Annotated in this window: 20 protein-coding genes and 1 riboswitch; of the genes, 5 read left to right on the forward strand and 15 right to left on the reverse strand. The window is 69.6% G+C overall.

Features of this window, described 5'->3' with window-relative positions:
* Positions 1-26 precede the first annotated feature (26 nt).
* From AC5DRG_RS14375 to AC5DRG_RS14385, 3 genes are all read right to left on the reverse strand, one after another.
* Complete coding sequence (locus tag AC5DRG_RS14375) at positions 27-1196, reverse strand: ArsA family ATPase (RefSeq protein WP_491810842.1); 1170 nt, start codon at positions 1194-1196, stop codon at positions 27-29.
* 174 nt (positions 1197-1370) lie between these two features.
* Positions 1371-1814, reverse strand: coding sequence for an SRPBCC family protein (locus AC5DRG_RS14380; protein WP_491810843.1), 444 nt, complete (start codon positions 1812-1814; stop codon positions 1371-1373).
* 127 nt (positions 1815-1941) lie between these two features.
* Positions 1942-2697 carry a metallophosphoesterase family protein gene (locus AC5DRG_RS14385; RefSeq protein ID WP_491813037.1) on the reverse strand — a complete coding sequence of 252 codons (756 nt, stop codon included), beginning with the start codon at positions 2695-2697 and terminating at the stop codon, positions 1942-1944.
* A gap of 338 nt (positions 2698-3035) precedes the next feature.
* Here AC5DRG_RS14385 and AC5DRG_RS14390 point away from each other — a divergent pair, with 338 nt between their 5' ends.
* Complete coding sequence (locus tag AC5DRG_RS14390) at positions 3036-4832, forward strand: AMP-dependent synthetase/ligase (RefSeq protein WP_491810845.1); 1797 nt, start codon at positions 3036-3038, stop codon at positions 4830-4832.
* A 110-nt stretch (positions 4833-4942) separates the two neighbouring features.
* Here the strand turns inward: AC5DRG_RS14390 and AC5DRG_RS14395 are convergent, their stop codons facing one another.
* On the reverse strand, positions 4943-6085 hold the full coding sequence (locus AC5DRG_RS14395; RefSeq protein ID WP_491810846.1) for a glycosyltransferase family 4 protein: 1143 nt from the start codon (positions 6083-6085) through the stop codon (positions 4943-4945).
* Between the two features lie 211 nt (positions 6086-6296).
* Between AC5DRG_RS14395 and AC5DRG_RS14400 the strand changes: the two genes are divergently transcribed.
* Entirely contained in the window at positions 6297-7529 is a 1233-nt protein-coding gene (locus tag AC5DRG_RS14400; protein ID WP_491810848.1) for a glycosyltransferase 87 family protein, read from the forward strand.
* A gap of 39 nt (positions 7530-7568) precedes the next feature.
* Here the strand turns inward: AC5DRG_RS14400 and AC5DRG_RS14405 are convergent, their stop codons facing one another.
* From AC5DRG_RS14405 to AC5DRG_RS14425, 5 genes are all read right to left on the reverse strand, one after another.
* Positions 7569-8759: a hypothetical protein gene (locus tag AC5DRG_RS14405; protein ID WP_491810850.1), complete on the reverse strand. Its 1191-nt coding sequence runs from the start codon at positions 8757-8759 to the stop codon at positions 7569-7571.
* A gap of 33 nt (positions 8760-8792) precedes the next feature.
* Positions 8793-9803, reverse strand: coding sequence for a C40 family peptidase (locus tag AC5DRG_RS14410; protein WP_491810852.1), 1011 nt, complete (start codon positions 9801-9803; stop codon positions 8793-8795).
* Positions 9804-10037: 234 nt separating this feature from the next.
* On the reverse strand, positions 10038-11066 hold the full coding sequence (locus AC5DRG_RS14415; protein WP_491813038.1) for a C40 family peptidase: 1029 nt from the start codon (positions 11064-11066) through the stop codon (positions 10038-10040).
* Positions 11067-11275: 209 nt separating this feature from the next.
* Positions 11276-12619: an NYN domain-containing protein gene (locus tag AC5DRG_RS14420; RefSeq protein ID WP_491810854.1), complete on the reverse strand. Its 1344-nt coding sequence runs from the start codon at positions 12617-12619 to the stop codon at positions 11276-11278.
* A gap of 33 nt (positions 12620-12652) precedes the next feature.
* Positions 12653-12892, reverse strand: coding sequence for a hypothetical protein (locus tag AC5DRG_RS14425; protein WP_123988646.1), 240 nt, complete (start codon positions 12890-12892; stop codon positions 12653-12655).
* 165 nt (positions 12893-13057) lie between these two features.
* On the opposite strand from AC5DRG_RS14425, the gene AC5DRG_RS14430 reads away from it, so the two are divergent.
* Both AC5DRG_RS14430 and AC5DRG_RS14435 read left to right on the forward strand, forming a co-directional pair.
* Positions 13058-13798 carry a rhomboid family intramembrane serine protease gene (locus tag AC5DRG_RS14430; RefSeq protein ID WP_491810856.1) on the forward strand — a complete coding sequence of 247 codons (741 nt, stop codon included), beginning with the start codon at positions 13058-13060 and terminating at the stop codon, positions 13796-13798.
* Positions 13799-13957: 159 nt separating this feature from the next.
* Positions 13958-14239, forward strand: a complete 282-nt coding sequence (locus AC5DRG_RS14435) for an Lrp/AsnC family transcriptional regulator (RefSeq protein WP_491810858.1) — start codon at positions 13958-13960, stop codon at positions 14237-14239.
* A 49-nt stretch (positions 14240-14288) separates the two neighbouring features.
* Here AC5DRG_RS14435 and AC5DRG_RS14440 read toward each other — a convergent pair whose 3' ends face one another.
* From AC5DRG_RS14440 to ctaE, 6 genes are all read right to left on the reverse strand, one after another.
* Positions 14289-15650, reverse strand: a complete 1362-nt coding sequence (locus AC5DRG_RS14440; RefSeq protein ID WP_491810859.1) for an aminotransferase class V-fold PLP-dependent enzyme — start codon at positions 15648-15650, stop codon at positions 14289-14291.
* 127 nt (positions 15651-15777) lie between these two features.
* Positions 15778-15894: riboswitch (SAM riboswitch) on the reverse strand.
* Positions 15895-15970: 76 nt separating this feature from the next.
* Positions 15971-17035: an anthranilate phosphoribosyltransferase gene (gene trpD / locus AC5DRG_RS14445; protein ID WP_491810861.1), complete on the reverse strand. Its 1065-nt coding sequence runs from the start codon at positions 17033-17035 to the stop codon at positions 15971-15973.
* 124 nt (positions 17036-17159) lie between these two features.
* Positions 17160-18797, reverse strand: coding sequence for a cytochrome bc1 complex cytochrome b subunit (gene qcrB, locus AC5DRG_RS14450; RefSeq protein ID WP_491810863.1), 1638 nt, complete (start codon positions 18795-18797; stop codon positions 17160-17162).
* The gene (gene qcrA / locus AC5DRG_RS14455) at positions 18794-19849 is read right to left on the reverse strand and encodes a cytochrome bc1 complex Rieske iron-sulfur subunit (protein ID WP_491810865.1); all 1056 of its coding nucleotides are present in this window, start codon (positions 19847-19849) and stop codon (positions 18794-18796) included. The genes qcrB and qcrA overlap by 4 nt, the downstream gene beginning before the upstream one ends.
* The gene (qcrC, locus tag AC5DRG_RS14460; protein ID WP_491810867.1) at positions 19846-20658 is read right to left on the reverse strand and encodes a cytochrome bc1 complex diheme cytochrome c subunit; all 813 of its coding nucleotides are present in this window, start codon (positions 20656-20658) and stop codon (positions 19846-19848) included. The genes qcrA and qcrC overlap by 4 nt, the downstream gene beginning before the upstream one ends.
* 67 nt (positions 20659-20725) lie before the next feature.
* A complete protein-coding gene (gene ctaE / locus AC5DRG_RS14465) occupies positions 20726-21346 on the reverse strand; it encodes an aa3-type cytochrome oxidase subunit III (protein WP_491810869.1) in 621 nt (206 codons plus the stop codon).
* Between the two features lie 190 nt (positions 21347-21536).
* Between ctaE and AC5DRG_RS14470 the strand changes: the two genes are divergently transcribed.
* Entirely contained in the window at positions 21537-21941 is a 405-nt protein-coding gene (locus AC5DRG_RS14470) for a response regulator (protein ID WP_491810871.1), read from the forward strand.
* Positions 21942-21943 lie beyond the last annotated feature (2 nt).

A 21943-nucleotide genomic window follows, 5' to 3' on the forward strand; every position in this document is an offset into this window, starting at 1 on the left:
ACGTTACCCGAACGGCCGCAGGTGCTTCACCGGGTCTCCGGCCATAGATCCGGGTCGGGCGCGAAGCGGACACGCAGCTCGCCCTCGCGCAGAGCCGCCCCGTCCACGGTGCAACGGCGCAGGGCGGAAGGCAAGGGCACGATGCGGCGGAACGCTCCCGCCGTGACGACGAGTTCGTCGCCGCGGCGGACGAGGTCGAGGTCGTCCCGTATCGCGCCGGGCAGCGGAATGTGCCAGACAAGCACGCCGTCCTCGGCGAGCCGGTCGGTGACGGGCCACTCGACCGTGGAAGGGGGCGCGTTGACGACGGGCACGTCGAGCGTGGCCAGGTCGTCGGGGCCGTGTGGATCGCGGCCGAGGTGGGCGACCGGGCGGACGTCGTGGGCCTCGCGCCATTCGTCGAGCGTCTTGCGCTGCTGGGCGTTGAGGCCCGCGAGCCAGGGGTCGTCGGCCGCCTCGGGCAGGACCCGGTTGGCGACCAGTACGTCGGGGCGCAGGCCGCGGACGGCGAGGGCGAGAGTGGCGACGGCGACGGCTTCGGCGCCGGCCGGGCCGGGCTCGGCGACCAGTCGTACGGAGGTGTTCCGATCGGCGAGGACCGCCTCGACCGCGGCCAGCTCCGTGTCCCAGCGGGCCGCCGTCTCGTACAGCCACTCCGCGGGCATGGGGACGCCGGCGAGCCGGCCGAGGACGGGGCGCAGGGCGCGCGCCGCCTGGCGCTCCGGTGGGAGAAGGCGGCGGAGGTAGCGGCGGAGTTCCTCGGGGAGGGCGAGGAGGGCGAGGGCCTGCGGGGTGGGCGGGAGGTCTACGACGAGGAGGTCGTACCTCTCCGAGAGGGCCGCGTCGCGCAGGGCACGCAGGAGGGTGAGTTCCTCGGCGCCGGGGAGGGGGGTGAGTTCCTCGGGGTCCAGGCGGGAGGCGCCGAGGAAGTCGAGGGTGGATGAGGCTCGGCCCTGGAAGGCGGTGAGGTCCGCGCGGAATGACTCGGCCGCGTCGGGGCGCCAGGCGGTGAGGTTGGGGGAGGCCGGCACCGGGGTCGCGCCCGTCCGTACCCCGAGGGCGGTGCCCAGGGTGTCCGTGCGGTCGGCTGTGATCACCAACGTGCGGGTGCCTTCTCCGGCCGCCTTCAGTGCGGTGGCCGCCGCGACGGTCGTACGGCCGGAGCCGCCCGGGCCCGTGATCAGGATGGTGCGCATGAGGTGACGGTACCTGTGCCGGGGCACTGCGATTTTCGCCCCCGCCGCCCCTTCCCGTCCCGTCCCTGGGGGCTGCGCCCCCAGACCCCCGCTTTCGGCCCGAAGGGCCTCGTCCTCAAACGCCGGACGGGCTGAGTTGTCTGGACCGGCGTGGAGAGGTACCTCCTGCGCCACCTACTTCTCGCCCGATTCCACCCGCTTCTTCAAGCCCGCCAGCGCCCGGTCGATGATGACCTTCTCCGCCTTGCGCTTGATCATGCCCAGCATGGGGATCTTGACGTCGACCGTCAGCAGGTAGGTGACCTCGGTCGCTCCCGTGCCCGTCGGCTTGAGGATGTAGGAGCCGTCCAGGGAGCGCAGCATCTGGGACTTGACCAGGGTCCAGGAGACCTCGTTGTCGCCGGTCCAGGTGTAGCCCAGGGTCTGGTCGTCCTTGATGGCGCCGGCGTCCATGACGAGGCGGACGTGTTCGGCGCGGCCCTGGGCGTCCGTCTTGAGGACCTCCGCCTCCTTCACCTCGCCCGTCCAGTCCGGGTAGCGGGCGAAGTCGGCGATCACCGCCATGACGTCGGCCGGTGCCGCCTCGATCGTGATGCTCGAGCTGGTGTGTTCCGCCATCGCGGTGGCTCCTCCAGATGCGGGCCGGTGTGAGGTCTGCGTCACGTGTACGTGGGTGCGATGTGAAGGCTACCGCGCACGTGTCCGGCCGACTTCACCCCCTACCTGCGTCTCTCGACGATCGGGCTCACCACTCCAGCGCCCACGGCTTCCCGCTGCCCGCGAAGTGCCCCACGTTCACGCACTCCGTCGCCCCGATCCGCATGCGGTTCACCAACGGCTGGTGGACGTGGCCGAAGAGCGAGTAGCGGGGCTTCGTGCGGCGGATCGCGTCCAGGAGGGCGCGGCTGCCTCGCTCGAAGCGGCGGGCCACCGTGTCGTAGACCAGCTCCGGGACCTCCGGCGGAATGTGCGTGCACAGCACGTCGACCTCGCCGACCGCCTCGATCTTCGCGGCGTACTCCTCGTCGCTGATCTCGTACGGGGTGCTCATCGGCGTCTTCAGGCCGCCGCCGACGAAGCCGAAGACCCGGCCGCCGATCTCCACGCGCTCGCCGTCGAGGACGGTCGTGCCGGGGGCGGCGTACTCCGGCCACAAGGGCGGCATGTCGACATTGCCGTAGGTCGCGTACGTCGGTGTCGGGAACGCGGCGAACATCTCGGCGTACTGCTTGCGCACGGCCTTCTCGATCGCGGCCCCGCGGTCCGAGCCGATGCCCGCCCACAGCCGGGCCCCGAACTCGCGTGCCTCCTCGAAGCGGCGGGCGGTGCGCAGTTCGACGATGCGGTCGGCGTTCTCGACGCCGAACAGCTCGGGGAAGATGCCGCGCGAGTGGTCGGCGTAGTCGAGGAAGAGAACCAGGTCGCCCAGGCAGATCAGCGCGTCCGCGCCCTCGCCGGCTTTGGCCAGGTCACGCGCGTTGCCGTGCACGTCACTGACCACATGAATGCGCTGCCGGCGGTTACCGGCCGGTGTGGGTGCCATGACGATCAAGGGTAGGCGTGTGCGGTGTACGTGAACAGTGGCGGCCGGACCTGCGGTTACTGGCACGTCGTCAAATGGGTGGACTACTGTGCGGCGAGGAACACCAATCTGTGTGACGCAGCGAACATCTCGCCGGACCCCCCTGTCGAAGAGGCCATACCGGCGGGTAACGTCCGGGCAGTCCAGTCGTACTCAGGATTTCAACAACGATCTCTCTGGGTGCCCGCCCGAGTCTTGGACCGGACCGTCGCATCACACAACGTCGTGGCGCCGGCGCCCTATGAGGAGCAGCAGTCTTGCGCGAGTTCAGCCTTCCGGCTTTGTACGAGGTCCCTGCGGACGGCAATCTGACAGACATCGTCCGCAGAAACGCCGCGCAGCATCCTGATGTCGCCGTCATCGCCCGCAAGGCGGGCGGTGCGTGGCAGGACGTCACCGCCACCACCTTCCTCGCGGAGGTGCAGGCGGCGGCCAAGGGGCTCATCGCCTCCGGTGTCCAGCCGGGCGACCGGGTCGCGCTGATGTCCCGTACGCGCTACGAGTGGACGCTGCTCGACTTCGCGATCTGGAGCGCGGGCGCGATCACCGTGCCGGTGTACGAGACCAGCTCGCCCGAGCAGGTGCAGTGGATCCTCAGCGACTCGGGCGCGACCGCCTGCGTCGTGGAGCTGGACACGCACACCGCGGCCGTCGAGTCGGTGCGCGACCGGCTGCCCGCCCTCAAGCACGTCTGGCAGATCGAGGCCGGCGCGCTGGAGGAGCTGGGACGCGTCGGGCAGGACTTCACCGACGAGGCGGTCGAGGAGCGCAGCTCGCTCGCCAAGGCCGACGACCCGGCGACCATCGTGTACACGAGCGGCACCACCGGGCGGCCCAAGGGCTGTGTGCTCACCCACCGCAGCTTCTTCGCCGAGTGCGGGAACATCGTGGAGCGGCTGCGGCCGCTGTTCCGCACCGGTGAGTGCTCGGTCCTGCTCTTCCTGCCGCTCGCGCACGTCTTCGGGCGGCTCGTGCAGGTCGCGCCGATGATGGCGCCGATCAAGCTGGGGCTTGTCCCCGACATCAAGAACCTCACGGACGAGCTGGCCTCGTTCCGGCCGACGCTGATCCTCGGTGTGCCCCGCGTCTTCGAGAAGGTCTACAACTCGGCGCGCGCCAAGGCGCAGGCGGACGGCAAGGGCAAGATCTTCGACAAGGCGGCCGACACCGCGATCGCGTACAGCCGCGCGCTGGACACCCCGGCGGGCCCGTCCATCGGCCTGAAGATCAAGTACAAGACGTTCGACAAACTCGTCTACAGCAAGCTGCGCGCGGTGCTCGGCGGCAAGGGCGAGTTCGCGATCTCCGGCGGCGCCCCGCTGGGCGAGCGCCTTGGCCACTTCTTCCGCGGCATCGGCTTCACGGTCCTGGAGGGCTACGGCCTGACCGAGTCCTGTGCCGCCACCGCCTTCAACCCCTGGGACCGCCAGAAGATCGGCACGGTCGGCCAGCCGCTGCCCGGCTCGGTGATCCGCATCGCGGACGACGGGGAGGTGCTGCTGCACGGCGAGCACCTGTTCACGGGGTACTGGAACAACGAGGCCGCGACCGCCGAGGCGCTGGCTGACGGCTGGTTCCACACGGGTGACATCGGCACCCTCGACGAGGACGGCTACCTCAGGATCACCGGCCGCAAGAAGGAGATCATCGTCACCGCGGGCGGCAAGAACGTCGCCCCGGCCGTGATCGAGGACCGCATCCGCGCGCACGCGCTGGTCGGGGAGTGCATGGTCGTCGGTGACGGGCGGCCGTTCGTGGGCGCGCTGATCACCATCGACGAGGAGTTCCTGGGCCGTTGGGCCGCCGAGCACGGCAAGCCGGCGGGCTCCACCGCGGCGTCACTGCGCGCGGACGCCGACCTGAACGCGGCCATCCAGGCCGCGATCGACGACGGCAACGCGGCGGTGTCGAAGGCGGAATCGGTGCGGAAGTTCCGCATTCTGTCCGCCCAGTTCACGGAGGAGTCGGGCCACCTGACGCCGTCCCTGAAGCTCAAGCGCAACGTGGTCGCGAAGGACTTCGCGGACGAGATCGAGGCGATCTACCAGAAGTAGGGGCGCCATCCGGGGTGCAGGGTGCGCGGGCGGGCGGCTGCGGGTTGTGTGTGGCTGATCGCGCCCACGCGGCGGAGCCGCAAATCGATACAGCCCCGCGCCCCCAAAGACTAAAGAAGCTCTCTTAGCTTCTCGGCGAGCAGGTCCCACCGCCATCTTTCCTCGACCCACTGCCGCCCCCGCTCGCCCATCCTGCGGCGCAACTCCGCGTCGCCGAGGAGCGTGACGATCCGGTCGGCCGCCTCCTCCACCGAGCTGCCCCGCACGACCCAGCCGGTCTCGCCGTCGAGTACGGCGTCGGGGGCCCCGCCGGAGTCGCCGGCGACGACGGGCAGGCCGGTCGCGGACGCCTCCAGGTAGACGATCCCGAGCCCCTCGACGTCCAGGCCGCCGCGCCGGGTCCGGCAGGGCATCGCGAACACGTCCCCGGCGCCGTAGTGGGCGGGCAGTTCGGACCAGGGCACGGCCCCGGTGAAGCGGACGGAGTCGGTGACGCCGGTCTCCCGCGCGAGCCTGCGCAGGTCCTTCTCGTACGGCCCGCCGCCGACGATCAGCAGCACGGCCTCGGGCTCGGCGGCCAGGATCCGCGGCATGGCGAGGATGAGCGTGTCCTGCCCCTTGCGCGGCACGAGCCGCGAGACGCAGACGACCACGGGCCGGTCGGTGAGCCCGAGGTGGGCGCGGATCTCGTCGCCCCCGGACCCCGGATGGAAGGTCTTCTCGTCGACCCCCGGCGGCAGTTGCACCATTCGCCCGGCCGCCTCCGAAGTCAGCGCGGTCGCGATCCGCGAGCGCGTGTACTCCCCGAGGTAGGTGATCGTGTCCGTCGACTCCCCGATCCGGCGCAGCAGTTGGCGCGCGGCGGGCAACTGGGCCCACCCGGCCTCGTGCCCGTGGGTCGTGGCGACCAACCGCTCCGCCCCCGCCTTCCGCAGCGCCGGCGCCATCAGCCCGAGCGGCGCCGCCGCCCCGAACCACACGGACGTACACCCGTGCTCCCGCAGCAGCCCGACGGCCTTCCTGGTAGCCGCCGGCGTCGGCAACAGCATCGTCGTACGGTCCCGTACGACGGTGAAGGGCTGCTCGGCATCGAAGGCGGCCGTGGCCTCGACGCCCTCCCGGCTCCGCTTCCACGTCGAGGCGTAGACGACGAGCCGCTCGGGATCGAGCCGGAGCGCCATGTTGTGCAGGAACGCCTGAATACCGCCCGGGCGAGGCGGAAAGTCGTTCGTCACGATGAGCGTCTTATGCATCGCGGCCGAGCCTATCCAACGCCTGCTCACAGCTCGGGCCTGGCCGGCGGATCACGTCGACGACAACGCCGCAGATGTGCGTGCCAAGCCCCGCGTCTCCGACAGGATCCGCCGGCCAGGCCCGGAGGACCGGCCGCGCTTCATGGCTCTCGCACAGGCCTGCGGGAGATCATGTGGCCCTCACCCGGGAAGCGGACGAACAGGGGCTCCGGTGGACATTGCGGGCAGAAGGTGGCCGCTGGCAGGGCTGCTGGGAACCTGGGGCCTGACCAGGCTGTTGCTGCTGCTCTTCGTCTTCAAGGTGTACGTCTTCCCGGGTCCGGACGTCACCAGCGACGTGTCGGTGATCTACCAGGGCTGGTACGAGGTGCTGCGCACCGGCACCTTCCCGCTCGACGACGTCACCTGGCAGTACCCGCCCGCCGCCGCCCTGGCGATCCTCTCCCCCGCGCTGCTGCCCTTCCTGGACTACGCGAGCGCCTTCCTCGTCCTCGCCTTCCTGGCCGACCTGCTGGTCGTCTCACTGCTCCTCTACGCCGGCCTGCGCCCCGGCAAGACGCTGCGCGGCGCCTGGGTGTGGGTGGCGGGCCTGCCGCTGCTCGGCCCGACCGTGTACGCCCGCTACGACGTCATGGTCACGGCCGTGGCGATGGCCGCGCTCCTCGCCGGCGCCCGGCATCCCCGCGTGATGGGCACCCTGGTCGGCTTCGGCGCGATGCTCAAGGTGTGGCCGGCGCTGCTGCTTGTGGGTGCCGTCAAGCGGCGGGCCTGGGGTGCGGCGGCGGTCACCGTCGTGGCGCTGGCGTCGCTGTTCGCGGTGGCGATGCCCGGCGCCTTCGCCTTCCTGACCTTCCAGCGCAACCGCGGCACCGAGGTGGAGTCGCTGGGCTCCCTCGTCTTCCACGTGGCCCGGCAGTTCGGCTGGAACGGCCAAGTACTGCTCAACTACGGCTCGGTGGAGTTCCTGGGCCCATGGGTCAACGTCGTCAGCACCGCGGCCCTGGCCCTCACCGGCATCGCCTTCGGCTGGCTGCTGCTGTGGCGGCTGATGGCGACCCGCTTCCTGCCGTACACGCTCGCGGACGCGGCGTTCGTGGCGGTGCTGATGTTCACGGCCACCAGCCGGGTGATCAGCCCGCAGTACATGGTGTGGCTGGTCGGCATCGGCGCCGTCTGCCTGTGCTTCCGCTCCAGCCGGATGAGCCTGCCCGTCGGCCTGGTCCTGGCGGCGTCCTTTGTGACGGTCCTGGAGTTCCCGATCTGGTTCTCACACGTGGTCGTGAGCGACGCCCTCGGCACCACCCTCCTCTTCCTCCGCAACGGCCTCCTGGTCATCGCGGCCCTGCTCGCGGCCCTGGAGCTATGGCAGTCCACGGTGACGGACCCAACGGCCCCACCCTTGCCGACACAAGCGACCCGCACGAAGGCAACGTCAGCCTCCTGAGCGGAACCCGCACCCGACAACGGCCAACCCGGCTCACACTCAACCGAGCTGAACCTTCAAGTAGTCCCGCCAGTCCGCCGTAAAGTCCTCCGGCGTCGTCCCAAGCACATCCGCCATAGCCTCCTCCACCGCCCCCGCCCGCTTCTGATGCGTCCCCACGGCCCGATAGAACGCACCGAGCCGCTCCTCGCCCCAGCGTTCAGCAATCATCCGGCAAGCCATCCAGCCGCCCTCATAGGCCCGCGCCAGCAATGTCGCGTCCCCGCTGAAGCCGAAGTCCGCGTCGGCGGGCAGCGCGGCCGGCAAGTGCCCCTCCTGCACCGCCCGCCACAGCTCAGGCGCGACCTGGGCGGGGGTTCGACCGGTACCGAGGTAGCCGACCCAGTCCGCGTACCCCTCGGAGAGCCAGAGCGGGGTCGCGGCGGTCGTGTGGGTACGGGAGGCGACATGGATCGTCTCGTGGGTGAGCACGACCTGTCTGCCGACGCTGCCGAGCAGCCCGTACGCGTCGGGGTTGACGATGATCCGGTCCGCGGGCGCCTTCGCCGGCCCGCCCGCCTCGCCGGTGGTGACCGCCGCGATCCCCCGGTACGAGGAGGCAGGCGACCCGAGCAGCCCCGCCATCCCCTCCAGCGACTTCGGTACGAGGACCACGACCCGCCGGGTCCAGTCCGTGCCCCACGCCCGGGACACGGCCGGGACGGCCCGGTCCGCCAGATCCGTGTACCGGCGCAGCGCCTCGCCGGACTGTCCGACCCCCAGGACGAGACTGTGCTCGCCCCGGACGACCGTGACCGCCCCCTGGTCCCACAGCTGCTCGCCGGTCTTCTTCTTCGGCCCGTCGGAGGCGACGTACCACTGCCCCCCGGCGTCGAGGGTGAGCTTCAGCGTGCGGGCGACGGTGACGGGGGCCTTGTCCACGCCCTTGACGCGGTAACGCAACTCGGCGTCGGCGGTGGCCGTCTCCCCGGTGCGGTGCAGGCCGGTCAGGCGGTACGACCAGGCCGCGAGGGGGACCGACCGGAGATTGACGAACGCGGTCCGCGCGCCCGTGGCGGCGTACGCCGTCTCGTCGCGGTCGAGAAGGGCCGCCGCCCGCTGGTCGAGCAGACTCTGCACCTCGGCCCGCGCGCTGCTCGTGGCGGGCTGCCCACCGCAGCCGACGAGGGAGACGAGCAGCAGACAGAGCGCCACGACTCCGGATCCCGACGCACGTCTACGACCAGCCATCTTCCCGATCGTACGGCCCCTGATCGGAGCAGGTCAGACCCTGGTGACCGTCGCGCCCGGCATCATGCCCACCGGGTCGTAGCGCACGGGGGCTCCGGGGTAGGGCGCGTGGATGACCTGGCCGTTGCCCATGTACATCCCGACATGGCTGGCGTCGGACCGGTAGGTGACCAGGTCGCCGGGCTGGGCCTGGGACAGCGGGACCTGCCGCCCGGCGCTGCGCTGGGCCTGCGAGGTGCGCGGCAGAGAGACGCCGGCCTGTCCGTACGACCACTGCATCAGACCCGAACAGTCGAAGCCGGAGGGCCCGTTGGCGCCCCAGACGTAGGGGCGGCCGAGGGCGGAACGGGCGGCGGCGACGGCGGCCGCGGCACGTCCCGAGGCGGGGACGGTGCCCCCGAGGTCGGGCATGTCGTCGCGGCCCGAGCGGGAGGCGCGGTCGTAGGCGGCGCGCTCGGCGGGCGGCAGGGAGCTGAGCAGCTGCCGCGCCTTGGCGAGTTTCCGCTCGACGGTGCGTTTGTGGGAGGCGACGGCCTCGCGGCTCTGCTCCAGCTCGCCGAGTTTCCGCGAGGCCTCGGCCCGCTCCTGGGCGAGCTCGCGCATGGCGTCCTGGAGGTCCTTCAGCTCCCCGGCCTGGTGGGCGCCGATCCGGTCGAGCGCGGCGGCCTTGTCGAGGTAGTCGTCCGGGTCGTCGGAGAACAGCAGGGCCAGCGAGGGGTCGATGCCGCCGGAGCGGTACTGGGCGCCGGCGAGCGAACCGAGCTCCTCCCGCATGGCGTTGACGCGCTCCTGCTGCCGGGCGATCCGGTCCTGGGCGTCGGTCACCTGCCGGCGCAGCGTGTCGGCGCGCTCGTCGGCCCTGTTGTAGGACTCGGTCGCCTTCTCCGCCTCCTCGTAGAGGCGGTCCACCTCGGCACGGGTGTCCTCGTGCGGCGCGGCATGGGCCGGTACGGCTCCGAGGGCCGCTGCCGCGGCGGACATGACGCACAGGGCGACCGCGCCCCGGTCGAACCCGGACGGTACAAGGCGACGATGGGACCCCACAGGAGCCGCGCTCCTTCCGCTGGCGGACATGGACCGCTCCCCCGGTGCCGGACCCCGGCGTTGGGGGAAACGCGCCAGACAGTAGCCCCGCCACCGGGCCCCGGCCAAAGCCCTCCACGCGCACACAACGTGACGCCCCGCCTATGACGCAGGTCATCGGCGGGGCGCGGGGTCAGCTGCAGTTGTCGTAATTCGCCCGTTCGGGGGGCCGGGCGGGCCGGATTCCGGTGCGGATCAGATCCGGACGCCGAACTGGGCCGGCATGTTGTCGATCGACTCGTAGCGCACGACGGTGCCGGTGCGCGGGGCGTGCAGCACCTGGCCGTTGCCGGCGTAGAAGCCGACGTGGTGGTAGTCGCTGTAGAAGATGACGAGGTCGCCGACCTGGAGATTGCTCAGCGAGATGCGCGTGCCGGCGTTGGCCTGGGCCTGGGAGGTGCGGGGTATGGAGACGCCGGCCTGGGCGTAGGCCCAGTAGGTCAGGCCCGAGCAGTCGAAGGAGGAGGGGCCGGAGGCGCTGTAGACGTAGGGCGAGCCGATCTTGCTCTGGGCAGCCGAGTAGGCCGCGGCGGCACGGCCGGTGGCGGCGCCGCCGGAGCCGAGGGCGGTGCGGGAGCTGTCGCGGCTGGCGCGGGCCTGCTCCTCGGCGAGGGCCTGCTTCTCGGCGGCCGTCAGGGTGTTGAGGATCTTCTGCGCCGCGGCGAGCTTGGTCTGGACTTCCTTCTTGTTCTTCTTCAGCTCGGTGCGGGTGCTGGCGAGGTCCTTGAGCTTCTCGGTGGCCTCGGCGCGCTCCTGGGCGAGCGAACGCTGCTTCTCCTGGACCTTCTTCAGCGTGTCGACCTGCTGACTGGTCAGCTGGTCCATCGTGGACGCCTTGTCCAGGTAGTCGTCCGGGTCGGAGGAGAGGAAGAGCTGTACCGAGGGGTCGATGCCGCCGGTGCGGTACTGGGCGCTCGCCATCGAACCGAGGCCGTCGCGCAGCTCGTTGAGCTCTTCCTGGCCGCGGGCGACGTTGTCCTGGATGGTGGAGATCTCCTTCTGGAGCTTCTCCTGCTTCGCCTCGGCCCCGTTGAGCTTCTCGGTGGCCTGCTCCGCCTCCTCGTAGAGCTTGTCGACCTTGGCCTGCACCTCGTCCTTGCTCGGCTTCTCGCTCGGCGCGGCATTGGCCGCGTTGGCGCTGAGGGCTACGGCGGCAGCGGCGGCGGTGGTGAGCACGCTCACGCGCATGCGGCTCGGCTGCTTAGGTCGACGGTGGGACGCCACGGAGGCGATCTCCTTCTTGTGGGTGATCACTCGTGCGGAGGTTCGAAGGCAGACCCTAGTGACCTTCCTGTGATCAGTTCAAATCCTCACGTGAAAAATGTTTGTCACGGAGCGCATTCTTCACAACAACTCACGAGCAGTGATGCGCGATTGACGCTACGTTGCGTGACGGAACCGTCAATTCGGGCATTAAACCTGTACATTGACAGTCACGACAGTCGCTTGAGGAGTACCGCAGAAGCGACGGGCCGCGCGCCCGCCTTGGCGATCCCGTCGGCGACCTCGCGGTCGGTGGAGGCGACGATGACCGGCCGCCCCGGCGGCTCGGCACGCACCAGCTGGCGGATCAACTCGTCTGCGGTGACGCCCGGCTTGGAGAACAGCACCCGCACCCCGCGCGGCGGCGCGAGCAGCACCGGCGCCGCAAGCTCGGCCCCGTCGAAGACACACGTCACCTCGGCGCCGGTCTGCGCGGCGAGCTGCGAGAGCTGCCCGAGCAGCCTCAACCGCTGCTTCTCCAGGGGCATCTGGGGATAGCCGGTCTTGGTCACGTTGTAGCCGTCGACGACCAGATGCGCCTGCGGCAGGGCGAGAAGTTGATCGAGGATGGCGGGGTCGTTTTCGGACAGGGCCCGCGCGGCGATGTCTTTCGGGGTCATTCGTCCCGGTTCGACGGCATCCACGGTCTCCGCCGGCCGCACCGAGATCGGCGGCAGCGCCAGCTCCCGCCGCAGCCCCTGGGCCGCGTCGAGCACCGTGTCGAGCAGCAGCCGTACGCGCATGTCCTCGACGCTGCGCCCCTCCCGGGCCGCTCTCCGCGTCGCCTCCAGGGCCGCCTCCGCCTCGCCGAGCCGCGTCTTGAGCCGCCGAGACTCGCTCTCGGCTGCGGACACCTGCGCCTGTCCCTCGGCCCGCGCGGCCTCGGTCTCGCCCAGCAGCTTGCGCAGGGCGGCCTCGCCGCGCTTGACGTCACTGTGGGCGGCACGCAGTTTGCGGTGAAGCGATTCGGCTTCCTTCTTGGCGGCGTCGAGCTCGGTGCGCAGCCGCTCGGTCTCGGCCCGGGTGTGGTCACGGGCGGCGGCCAGCTCCTCGCGCAGCCGCTCCAGCTCGGCCCGGCTCTCCTCGTCGGCCCGCTCGGCGTCGGCCCGCAGGGCCTCCTCCCCGGCCGCGGTCACGAGCTTCACCCAGCCCGTGGGGCGCAGCACATAGGCCGCGGCCGCCACATCGAGCGGGTCCGCGGCCGGAGGGGGCGAGCCGGAGTCGAGGGCGCCGGCCAGCTCCGACTGCGCCTCTCTGAGCTTCTCCCCGATGCGCTGTCTGAACAGCGGATCGGTCTCCAGGGCGGCGGCCATGGCGTTGCCGGCGAACTTGGCACGCCGGTTGGGGGCGAAACGGGCGTACTGTCGCAGCTGGGGTGGCAATTCGGCCACGGTCAGCCCGCCGAAACCGTCGGAGACGATCTGTACGACCCTGCGGCGCACACCGTCGGGCAGCGGACGGTCGAGCACCTCGGCGGCGCCGTCGGCCGGCCCCCCGCCTGTGGTCTCCACCATCCGTCACCCCAATGTCTCTGGGGCCTGCTCCCGTCAGGAGCCGGCGCCCGGCCTGTCCACGAGTTCCACCTGATCCACCGCGTTGCACCAGCGACAGCGCACTGACTCGATGGTCTCACTGACCACCTCGCGCTCCTCGACGTTCGGCTCACCGGCCAGGTCGAGGTGGACGTACTCCACGACCTTCGACGAGCGGGTCACGTCGAAACGCGTGAGGTTGCCGCAGAGGGTGCAGCGCCAGCGCGTCGAGGCGGTGGGCAGGGGAACCGTCATCGTGACTGTGCTCTTTCCTTCGTGGCCTTCAATTGTCCGTGACGCACCAGGTCCCCGGTACGCGTGGCTCGTAACCCTAAGGCCTGGCGGGTACTCGCCGCTTACCCGCTCACGGCGGCGAGGCACTCTGTGCAGCTTGGTCCTGTTACGTCATGCTCTGTGTCCATGATCAGCGACTGGAGCACGACGATCCGCAGGACGAGGAGATCCCTTCGCGGATCGTCGGCAGCGATGACGTACGGACTGATCGCGGTCTGCTGTCTGCTCTTCCTGATCGGCCCCGCCTCGGGTCTCAATCCGGCCTACGGCTCAAGCGACGAGCTCCTCGCCGCCCAGAGCGCCTACTTCCGCCGCTGGGGCGTGGTCCCCGCCGAACTCTTCGAGGGCGCCCCCCGGGAGGCCCTCACCCCCGCCACGGCCCTCTTCATCCACGGCAGCTGGGTGCATCTGCTCGGCAACATGCTCTTCCTCTATGTCTTCGGGGCGATGACCGAGGAACGGATGGGCCGCGTCGAGTTCACCCTCTTCTACGTCGGCTGCGGCTATCTGGCCCTGCTGGGCTACGCGGCCGCCAACGCCGACTCCCAGCAGTCCCTGGTCGGCGCGTCCGGGGCGATCTCGGCGGTCCTGGGCGCGTTTCTGTACTTGTTCCCCGGAGCCCGGGTGACCAGCCTCCTGCCCTTCCTCTTCTTCCTGCCCCTGCGCTTCCCCGCCTGGGTGGTCCTGCCGTTCTGGGCGGCCCTGCAGTGGCTGGCGGCGGGACAGGCCTCGGGCGGCCCGGGGGTGGCATATCTGGCGCACCTGGTGGGCTTCGGCCTCGGCTTCTGTTACGCGTGGGTCCGATTCCGGCGTGGGGCCGGGTCTTCCAGGCGAATCAGGCCGCCCCTGAGCGATGGCACCGAGTAACGCCTTGCCCCTCAAGCCGGTCCGGCCTCCACCTGGCCATCCGGACACCGCCCTGGCTGCAGTCCGCAGCTCACCCTCTGGTGATATACGGATCAAGTCTTAGAGTGAAGGCCATCCCAGCGAAACAAAGCGACGACGGACCCCAGGAGAGAACCAACCGTGATCACCGCGATCGTCCTCATCAAGACCAGCGTGGACCGGATCCCCGAGATCGCCGAGTCGATCGCCGCACTGGAGTCCGTCAGCGAGGTCTTCTCCGTCACCGGCACCTACGACCTGATCGCCATGGTCCGCGTCAAGCAGCACGAGGACCTCGCGGACGTCATCCCGGGCCGGATCAGCAGGATCCCCGGCGTGGAGGCCACGGACACGCACGTCGCGTTCCGTACCTACTCCCAGCACGACCTTGAGGCGGCGTTCGCGATCGGGCTGGACAACTGAACTCCGTTGCCGCAAGGCCCTCTTGACTCACCTCTGTGGGTGACAAGGGTCAGACGGCAGGGACGCAACGCCCCTCCTCCGTACGGTAGTTCCACTTCGCGCCGTCCCTGACCAGTTCCTTCACTGCGCCAACGAAACGCTCGACGTGCTCGTCCGGCGTGCCCGCGCCGAAGCTCACGCGGATGGCGTTGAGGGACTTCTCGCCGGGGGCCGCCTCGGGGGCGCCGCACTCGCCCTGGGTCTGCGGGTCGCTGCCGAGCAGGGTGCGCACCAGCGGGTGGGCGCAGAACAGGCCGTCGCGTACGCCGATGCCGTACTCGGCGGAGAGGGCCGCGGCGAAGTGCGAGCTGTTCCAGCCCTCGACGACGAAGGAGATGACGCCGACGCGCGGCGCGTCGTCCCCGAAGAGGGAGAGGATCCTGACCTCGGGCACCTCGGCGAGGCCCGCGCGGACGGTGTCGATCAGGTGCTGCTCGCGCGCGACCAGCGTGTCGAAGCCGGCCTCGGTCAGCGCCTTGCAGGCGGAGGCGATGGAGTAGACGCCGATGACGTTGGGCGAGCCCGCCTCATGCCGCGCCGCGCTCTCGTGCCACTCCACGTCCACTCCCCCGTCCTCGCGCCGCGTGACCTTGCGGCTGGCGCCGCCGCCCGCGAGGTAGGGGTCGGCCGCCCGCAGCCAGTCGGCCCGTCCGGCCAGCACGCCGGAGCCGAAGGGGGCGTACAGCTTGTGCCCGGAGAAGGCGACCCAGTCGACGTCGAGATCCTGGACGGAGACCGGGTGGTGCGGGGCCAGCTGGGCGGCGTCCAGGACGATCCGGGCACCGTGGGCGTGGGCCACGGCGGCGAGCTCGCGTACGGGCCACAGCTCGCCGGTGACGTTGGAGGCGCCGGTGACGCAGACGAGGGCCGTGCCCTGGGGGTCACGCTCGGCGAGGGCCCGCTCCAGGGTCCGTACGGCCTGCTGCGGGGTGCGCGGCGCGTTGAGGTAGGTGACCTTCGCGTCCTTCCACGGCAGCAGCGAGGCGTGGTGCTCGGTCTCGAAGACGAAGACCTGGCAGTCGGCGGGGAGGGCGGCGGCGAGGAGGTTGAGGGAGTCGGTGGTGGACCGGGTGAAGACCAGCTGGTCGTCGGCGCGGCAGTCCAGGAACTCGGCGACCGTCTTCCGGGCGTCCTCGAAGAGGTCGGTGGAGAGCTGGGAGAGGTAGCCGGCCCCGCGGTGGACGCTTCCGTAGTACGGGGCGTAGGCCGCCACGTCGTCCCAGACACGCTGGAGCGCGGGCGCGCTGGCCGCGTAGTCGAGTGCGGCGTAGGTGACTTCGCCACCCGTGACGAGCGGGACGGTGACATCCCGGCCCAGAACGGGCAGCGGGGCACAAACCGAAGTGTTGGCGGCAACGGTGGAGACAGACATGGCGAAACTCCCGTGAGAGGAAAGAACGAAGACGCAAAGAGGGATGCGGAAGCGGGGCTCTGCGGCCCTATCGCATTCGGTTGCTCACGAGAGACTCCTCGACGACCAGGACCCCTGGCGTGCGAGGGGTCCGCGCTTGCCGTGGACCTAGCTGTCCACAGCCTGGTCTTCACCCGGGGCACCCCGCCACGGACGGAGGGTTGCCGGACAGTCGGCCGGGGCCTCATGACTGTCACTCATGACCTGGTCCAAAAACCTACGCGAAAAAAACGATGTCCCGCAACCCGTGTCCGGATCGCGGGACATCCCTCGGCCAGGAACTACCTGTTGCTGGCCGCCACCCAGCGCTCAAGGGTGCGCTTCGCCGCCCCCGAGTCGATCGACTCCGCGGCCTTCTCCATGGCGGCCCGGAGCTGGTCCGCCAGGGGTCCGTCGCCCGGGTCCAGGGCGACCAGCGCTGCCGCCGAGTTCAGCAGCACCGCGTCGCGCACCGGTCCGGTCTCGCCGTTCAGCAAGCGCTGGGCCACGTCCGCGTTGTACGACGCGTCCGCGCCCCGCAGCGCCTCCACGGGGACCAGCTCGATGCCGACGTCGCGTGGGTCGAAGGACTCCTCGGTGACCTTGCCGTCCCGGACGACCCACACATGGGACGTGGCCGTGGTCGTCAGCTCGTCGAGGCCGTCGTCGCCGCGGAACACCAGGGCCGAGTTGCCGCGCTCCGCGAAGACGCCCGCCACGATCGGCGCCATCCGCGGGTCGGCGACGCCCACCGCCTGGGCCTTCACCTTCGCCGGGTTGGTCAGCGGGCCGAGGACGTTGAACGTCGTCCGGATCCCCAACTGGCCGCGCGCGGCGGCCACATGACGCAGCGCCGGGTGGAACTTCACCGCGAAGCAGAAGGTGATCCCGGCCTCCTCCGCGACCTCGGCGACCCGCTGCGGCGTCAGCTGCAGATTGACGCCCAGCTTCTCCAGGACGTCCGAGGATCCGGAGGCGGAGGACGCGGCACGGTTGCCGTGCTTGACGACCTTCGCGCCCGTACCGGCCACCACGATCGACGACATCGTGGAGATGTTCACGGTCTTCGCGCCGTCGCCGCCCGTGCCGACGATGTCGACCGTGCGCCCCGGCACCTCGATAACGTTCGCGTGCTCGTACATCGTCCGGACGAGGCCGGTGATCTCCTCGACCGTCTCGCCCTTGGCCCGCAGCGCCACCACGAACCCGGCGATCTGCGCGTCGGTCGCCTCACCGCGCAGGATCCGGTCCATCGCCCAGGCGGTGTCCTCGGCACTCTGGTCACGGCCCTCCAGCAGACCGTTCAGTACCTCGGGCCAGGAACGGCCCGCCGCGGTGTCGCCTCCAGCGGGGGTCACAGCGCTCATAAAGCCGCTCCTGAATGTCGTAGAAGAAGTGTGAGCCCCACCCTATCCAGCCCGGGGGCACGGCGAAGGGCCCCGTCCGGTCTGCGGACGGGGCCCTTCGGGTGGCGCGTGGCGTGCGCAGCGATCAGTGGTGGCCGTGGCCGCTCGTGATCTCCTTGTACTCCTCAACGGTGGGCTTGGAGATCTGGCTCTCCTCGCCGTAGTAGGCCTCGCTGAGCTTGGCGCGCAGCTTCTCGGTGCCCTTCACCTTGCGCTCGACACCGTTCTCGTCGACCGTCGCGCCGATCGCGGCCGGCACGTACTGCTCGTGCGCGGTCAGCGTGTGCAGCGCGTCCTGGCTGAGCGGCTCGTGCACCTCGATGAACTCACCGTGCGGCAGGCGCTTGATGATGCCCGACTCGCGGCCGTGCAGCACCTTGTCCTTGTCGCGGCGCTGAAGGCCGAGGCAGATCCGCTTGGTGATGACGAACGCGATGACCGGGGCGACGAAGAACGAGACCCGGACGAACCAGGTGATGGCGTTGATCGACAGGTGGAAGTGAGTGGCCCAGAGGTCGTTTCCACCACCGATCAGCAGCACCATGTACCAGGTGATCCACGCGACACCGAAGGCCGTGCGCGTCGGCGCGTTGCGCGGGCGGTCCAGGATGTGGTGCTCGCGGTTGTCGCCGGTGACCCAGGACTCGATGAACGGGTAGACCGCGATCGCGACCAGGACCAGCGGGAAGATGATCAGCGGGATGAACACGCCCAGGACGAGCGTGTGACCCCAGAAGTTGATCTCCCAGCCCGGCATGACACGGATCAGGCCCTCGGAGAAGCCCATGTACCAGTCGGGCTGGGCGCCGGTGGACACCTGGTCCGGACGGTAGGGGCCCATGGACCAGATCGGGTTGATCGAGGCGATCGCCGAGATGGCCGCGATGACACCGAAGACCAGGAAGAAGAAGCCCCCGGCCTTGGCCATGTAGACCGGCAGCAGCGGCATGCCGACGACGTTGTTGTTCGTCTTTCCGGGGCCCGCGAACTGCGTGTGCTTGTGGTAGAAGACCAGGATCAGGTGGCCGACCACCAGGCCGAGCATGATGCCCGGCAGCAGCAGGATGTGGACCGAGTAGAAGCGGGCCACGAAGTCGCCGCCCGGGAACTCCCCGCCGAAGAGGAAGAACGACAGGTACGTGCCGACGATCGGCACGGACAGGACCGCGCCCTCCATGAAGCGGACACCGGTGCCGGAGAGCAGGTCGTCCGGGAGCGAGTAACCGGTGAAGCCGGTGAACATGCCCAGGACGAACAGCAGGAAGCCGAACAGCCAGTTGACCTCACGCGGCTTGCGGAACGCGCCCGTGAAGAACACACGCATCATGTGCACGAACATGCCGGCGAGGAAGATCAGCGCCGCCCAGTGGTGGATCTGCCGGATCAGCAGACCACCGCGCACATCGAAGGAGATGTGCATGGTCGAGTTGAACGCCTCGGACATCAGCTGGCCCTGCAGCGGGACGTAGCTGCCGTGGTACTCCACCTCGTTCATCGACGGGTGGAAGAACAGCGTCAGATACACACCCGTGAGGATGATGATGATGAAGCTGTAGAGGCAGACCTCACCCAACATGAACGACCAGTGGTCGGGGAAGATCTTGCGCATGTTGGACTTGGCCAGGGAGTAGATCCCCAGTCGGCCGTCGGCCCAGTCGGCGACGCGCTCGCCGGCCGGTGCCTTCCCGCGAGAGCGGGACTCAGTCGTCTCTGTAGTGCTCATCCGCGCTCCCAGAATGCAGGACCGACGGGCTCCTCGAAGTCGCCGAGCGCCTGGAGGTAGCCATCGTCGTTCACGCCGATGCGCAGCTGCGGCAGGGCGTGACCGGCGGGACCGAAGATCACTCGGGCACCGTCGGAGAGGTCGAAGGTGGACTGGTGGCAGGGGCAGAGCACGTGGTGCGTCTGCTGCTCGTACAGGGAGATCGGGCAACCGACGTGGGTGCAGATCTTCGAGTACGCGACGATGCCCTCGTGCGACCACTCGAGCTCGCGCTTGTCCTTGATGTTGTCCGGCTGGATCCGGACGATCATCAGGGCGGCCTTGGCGATCTCGGTCTGGAACTCCTCGTCGTGCTCCTCCAGGCCCTCGGGCTTGGCGAAGGTGAGCGAACCGACGGCGACGTCCGAGGGACGCAGCGGCTCGTTCGTGTTCATGTTGACGAGGAGCTTGCCCTTGCCCCACAGGGTGTGGCGGAGCTTGGTGCCGGGCAGCGGGCCGAGGTCGCGCAACAGCATGACGCCGGAGAGCGGGAACAGGGCCAGCGCGCCGAACATCGTGTTGCGGATCAGCTTGCGGCGGCCGAGCGCCGACTCCTTGGCGCCCTGCTTGAAGTCCGCGTGGACCTTCTCGCGGACCTCGGGGGGCGCCTCGATCGGGTGGCGCTCGTCGGCGATCTCCTCGTCGGACATCAGGGTGCGGGCCCAGTGGACCGCGCCCGCGCCGATGCTGAACAGCGCCACACCGAGGGTCATGCCCAGCGCGAAGTTCAGCGCGCTGATGTGACCCAGCGGGAAGATGTAGACCGCCTTGTCGTGCGGGATCGCCACATACGAGGCGATGAAGCCGACGGTGGCCAGCATCGAGAGCGTGAACAGCATGGCGACCGTACGCTCGGACCGCCTGGCGGCCCGCTCGTCGATGTCCTGGACACGGTGCTCGTGGGGCGGCAGGCCCGGGTCCGCGAAGGGGTCCTTCTCGTCCGCGATGCCTACCGCGCCGTGCGCGCCCTGCTCAACCGGCAGGTTCTCTTCTGGAATTTCTTGGCTACTCATGACTTCTTGGCCTTTGCGGTCCGAGCGGCAACCCAGACGGCGACGGCGATCAGAGCGCCGAGACCGAAGACCCAGCCGAACAGGCCTTCGCTGACCGGACCGAGGCCGCCGAGCTCAAGGCCACCGGGGCTCTCGGTGTTGTCGCCGTTGACCGCGTCGAGGTACGCGATGATGTCCTGCTTGTTCTCCTCCGACAGTGTGGTGTCGGGGAAGGACGGCATGTTCTGCGGGCCGGTCTGCATGGCCTCGTAGATGTGCTTCGGGTCGACGCCCTCAAGGCCCGGCGCGAACTTGCCGTGCGTCAGCGCGCCACCCTTGCCGGTGAAGTTGTGGCACTGCGCGCAGTTGGTGCGGAACAGCTCGCCACCCTTGGCGATGTCCGAACCGTCCGGGCTGTACTCGTTCTCCGTCGGGATGACGGGACCGGCGCCCAGCGAGGCGATGTACGCGGCGAGCTGGTCGATCTCGGCCTGCGAGTAGACGACCTTCTTGGCCGGGACCTGTGCCCCCTGCGAGGTGGCGGCCGGCATACGGCCGGTGCCGACCTGGAAGTCCACGGCCGCGGCGCCCACACCCACGAGGCTCGGGCCGTCGGAGCTGCCCTGACCGCCGGTGCCGTGGCAACTGGCGCAGCCTACGGCGTAGAGCTTCTTGCCCTCGTCGATGGCGAGGGACTGGGCGGTGTCATCGGCCTGTGCCTTGCTCGCGGGCGCGAACACGGCGTACAGCCCCCCGGTGGCCGCCAGCGCGAGGAGTAGGACGACGACCGCCGCCAGCGGATGGCGTCGTCGTGCGGAGAGCTTTTTCACGGATTACCCCGGTGTCAGGATCTTCTGCGTCGATGCTTCTGGAATGTGCGCGGGAACGGGGCCCGGGCTACTTGATCATGTAGATCGTGGCGAAGAGGCCGATCCAGACGACGTCGACGAAGTGCCAGTAGTAGGACACGACGATGGCAGCGGTCGCCTGCTCGTGAGTGAACCTCTTGGCCGCGTAGGTGCGCCCGAGGACGAACAGGAAGGCGATGAGACCTCCCGTCACGTGCATGCCGTGGAAGCCGGTGGTCAGGTAGAACACCGAGCCGTACGGGTCGGAGGAGAGCGAGAGCCCGTCCTTCTTCACCAGCTCCGTGTACTCGAAGATCTGACCGCCGATGAAGATCGCACCCATGATGAAGGTGACGATGAACCAGCCCCGGAGCTTCTTCACGTCACCGCGCTCGGCGGCGAAGACGCCGAGCTGGCAGGTGAGGGAGGAGAGCACCAGGATCGTGGTGTTCGTCGCCGAGAACGGGAAGTTCAGGCTCTCGGCCATTTCCTTCCAGTGATCCGGCCCGGTCACCGATCGCAGGGTGAAGTACATCGCGAAGAGGGCCGCGAAGAACATCAGCTCGGAACTCAGCCAGATGATGGTTCCGACGCTGGTGAGGTTCGGCCGGTTGACCGACGGGTGCGCGTGCCCGGTTTCTACTGTCGTTGCTGTCGCCACGACCGACATTATGTCGGTCGCTTATCTCGCGCTCACTCCGGGGGGTGCCGTTCGGAGTGTTCGCAGCTCGCGTACTGCCCGTATGGCCCATCGAAGTGCTGTCCGAACCGGTGTTGACGGGGTGTTCAAGGGGGTAGCATCCGCCGCATCGGGCTCCGCCCGTCTTTGGCCGTACGACGCTGATGTCAACGGAGGAAGCATGCAGCCGACCGCCACGGTGCTGGTCTACAGCGACGACTCCAACACCCGGGAGTCCGTGCGGCTCGCGACCGGGCGCCGGCCTGCGCCGGACGTTCCCGTTGTGGAGTTCCTGGAGTGTGCGACTCCGGCGGCCGTCCTCAAGGAACTGGACCGGGGCGGGATCGACGTCTGTGTGCTGGACGGTGAGGCCGTGCCGATGGGCGGCATGGGGGTGTGCCGGCAGATCAAGGACGAGGTGTTCAACTGTCCGCCGGTGCTGTTGCTGATCGGGCGGCCTCAGGATGCGTGGCTGGCCACGTGGAGCCGGGCGGAGGCGGCTGTGACGCTGCCGGTGGATCCGGTGGAGTTCGCGTCCGCGCTGGCCTCTCTGTTGCGGCAGAAGAGGCTTCAGCAGAGCGCCTAGGA

The sequence above is a fragment of the Streptomyces sp. JLBG701 genome, from assembly GCF_058544905.1.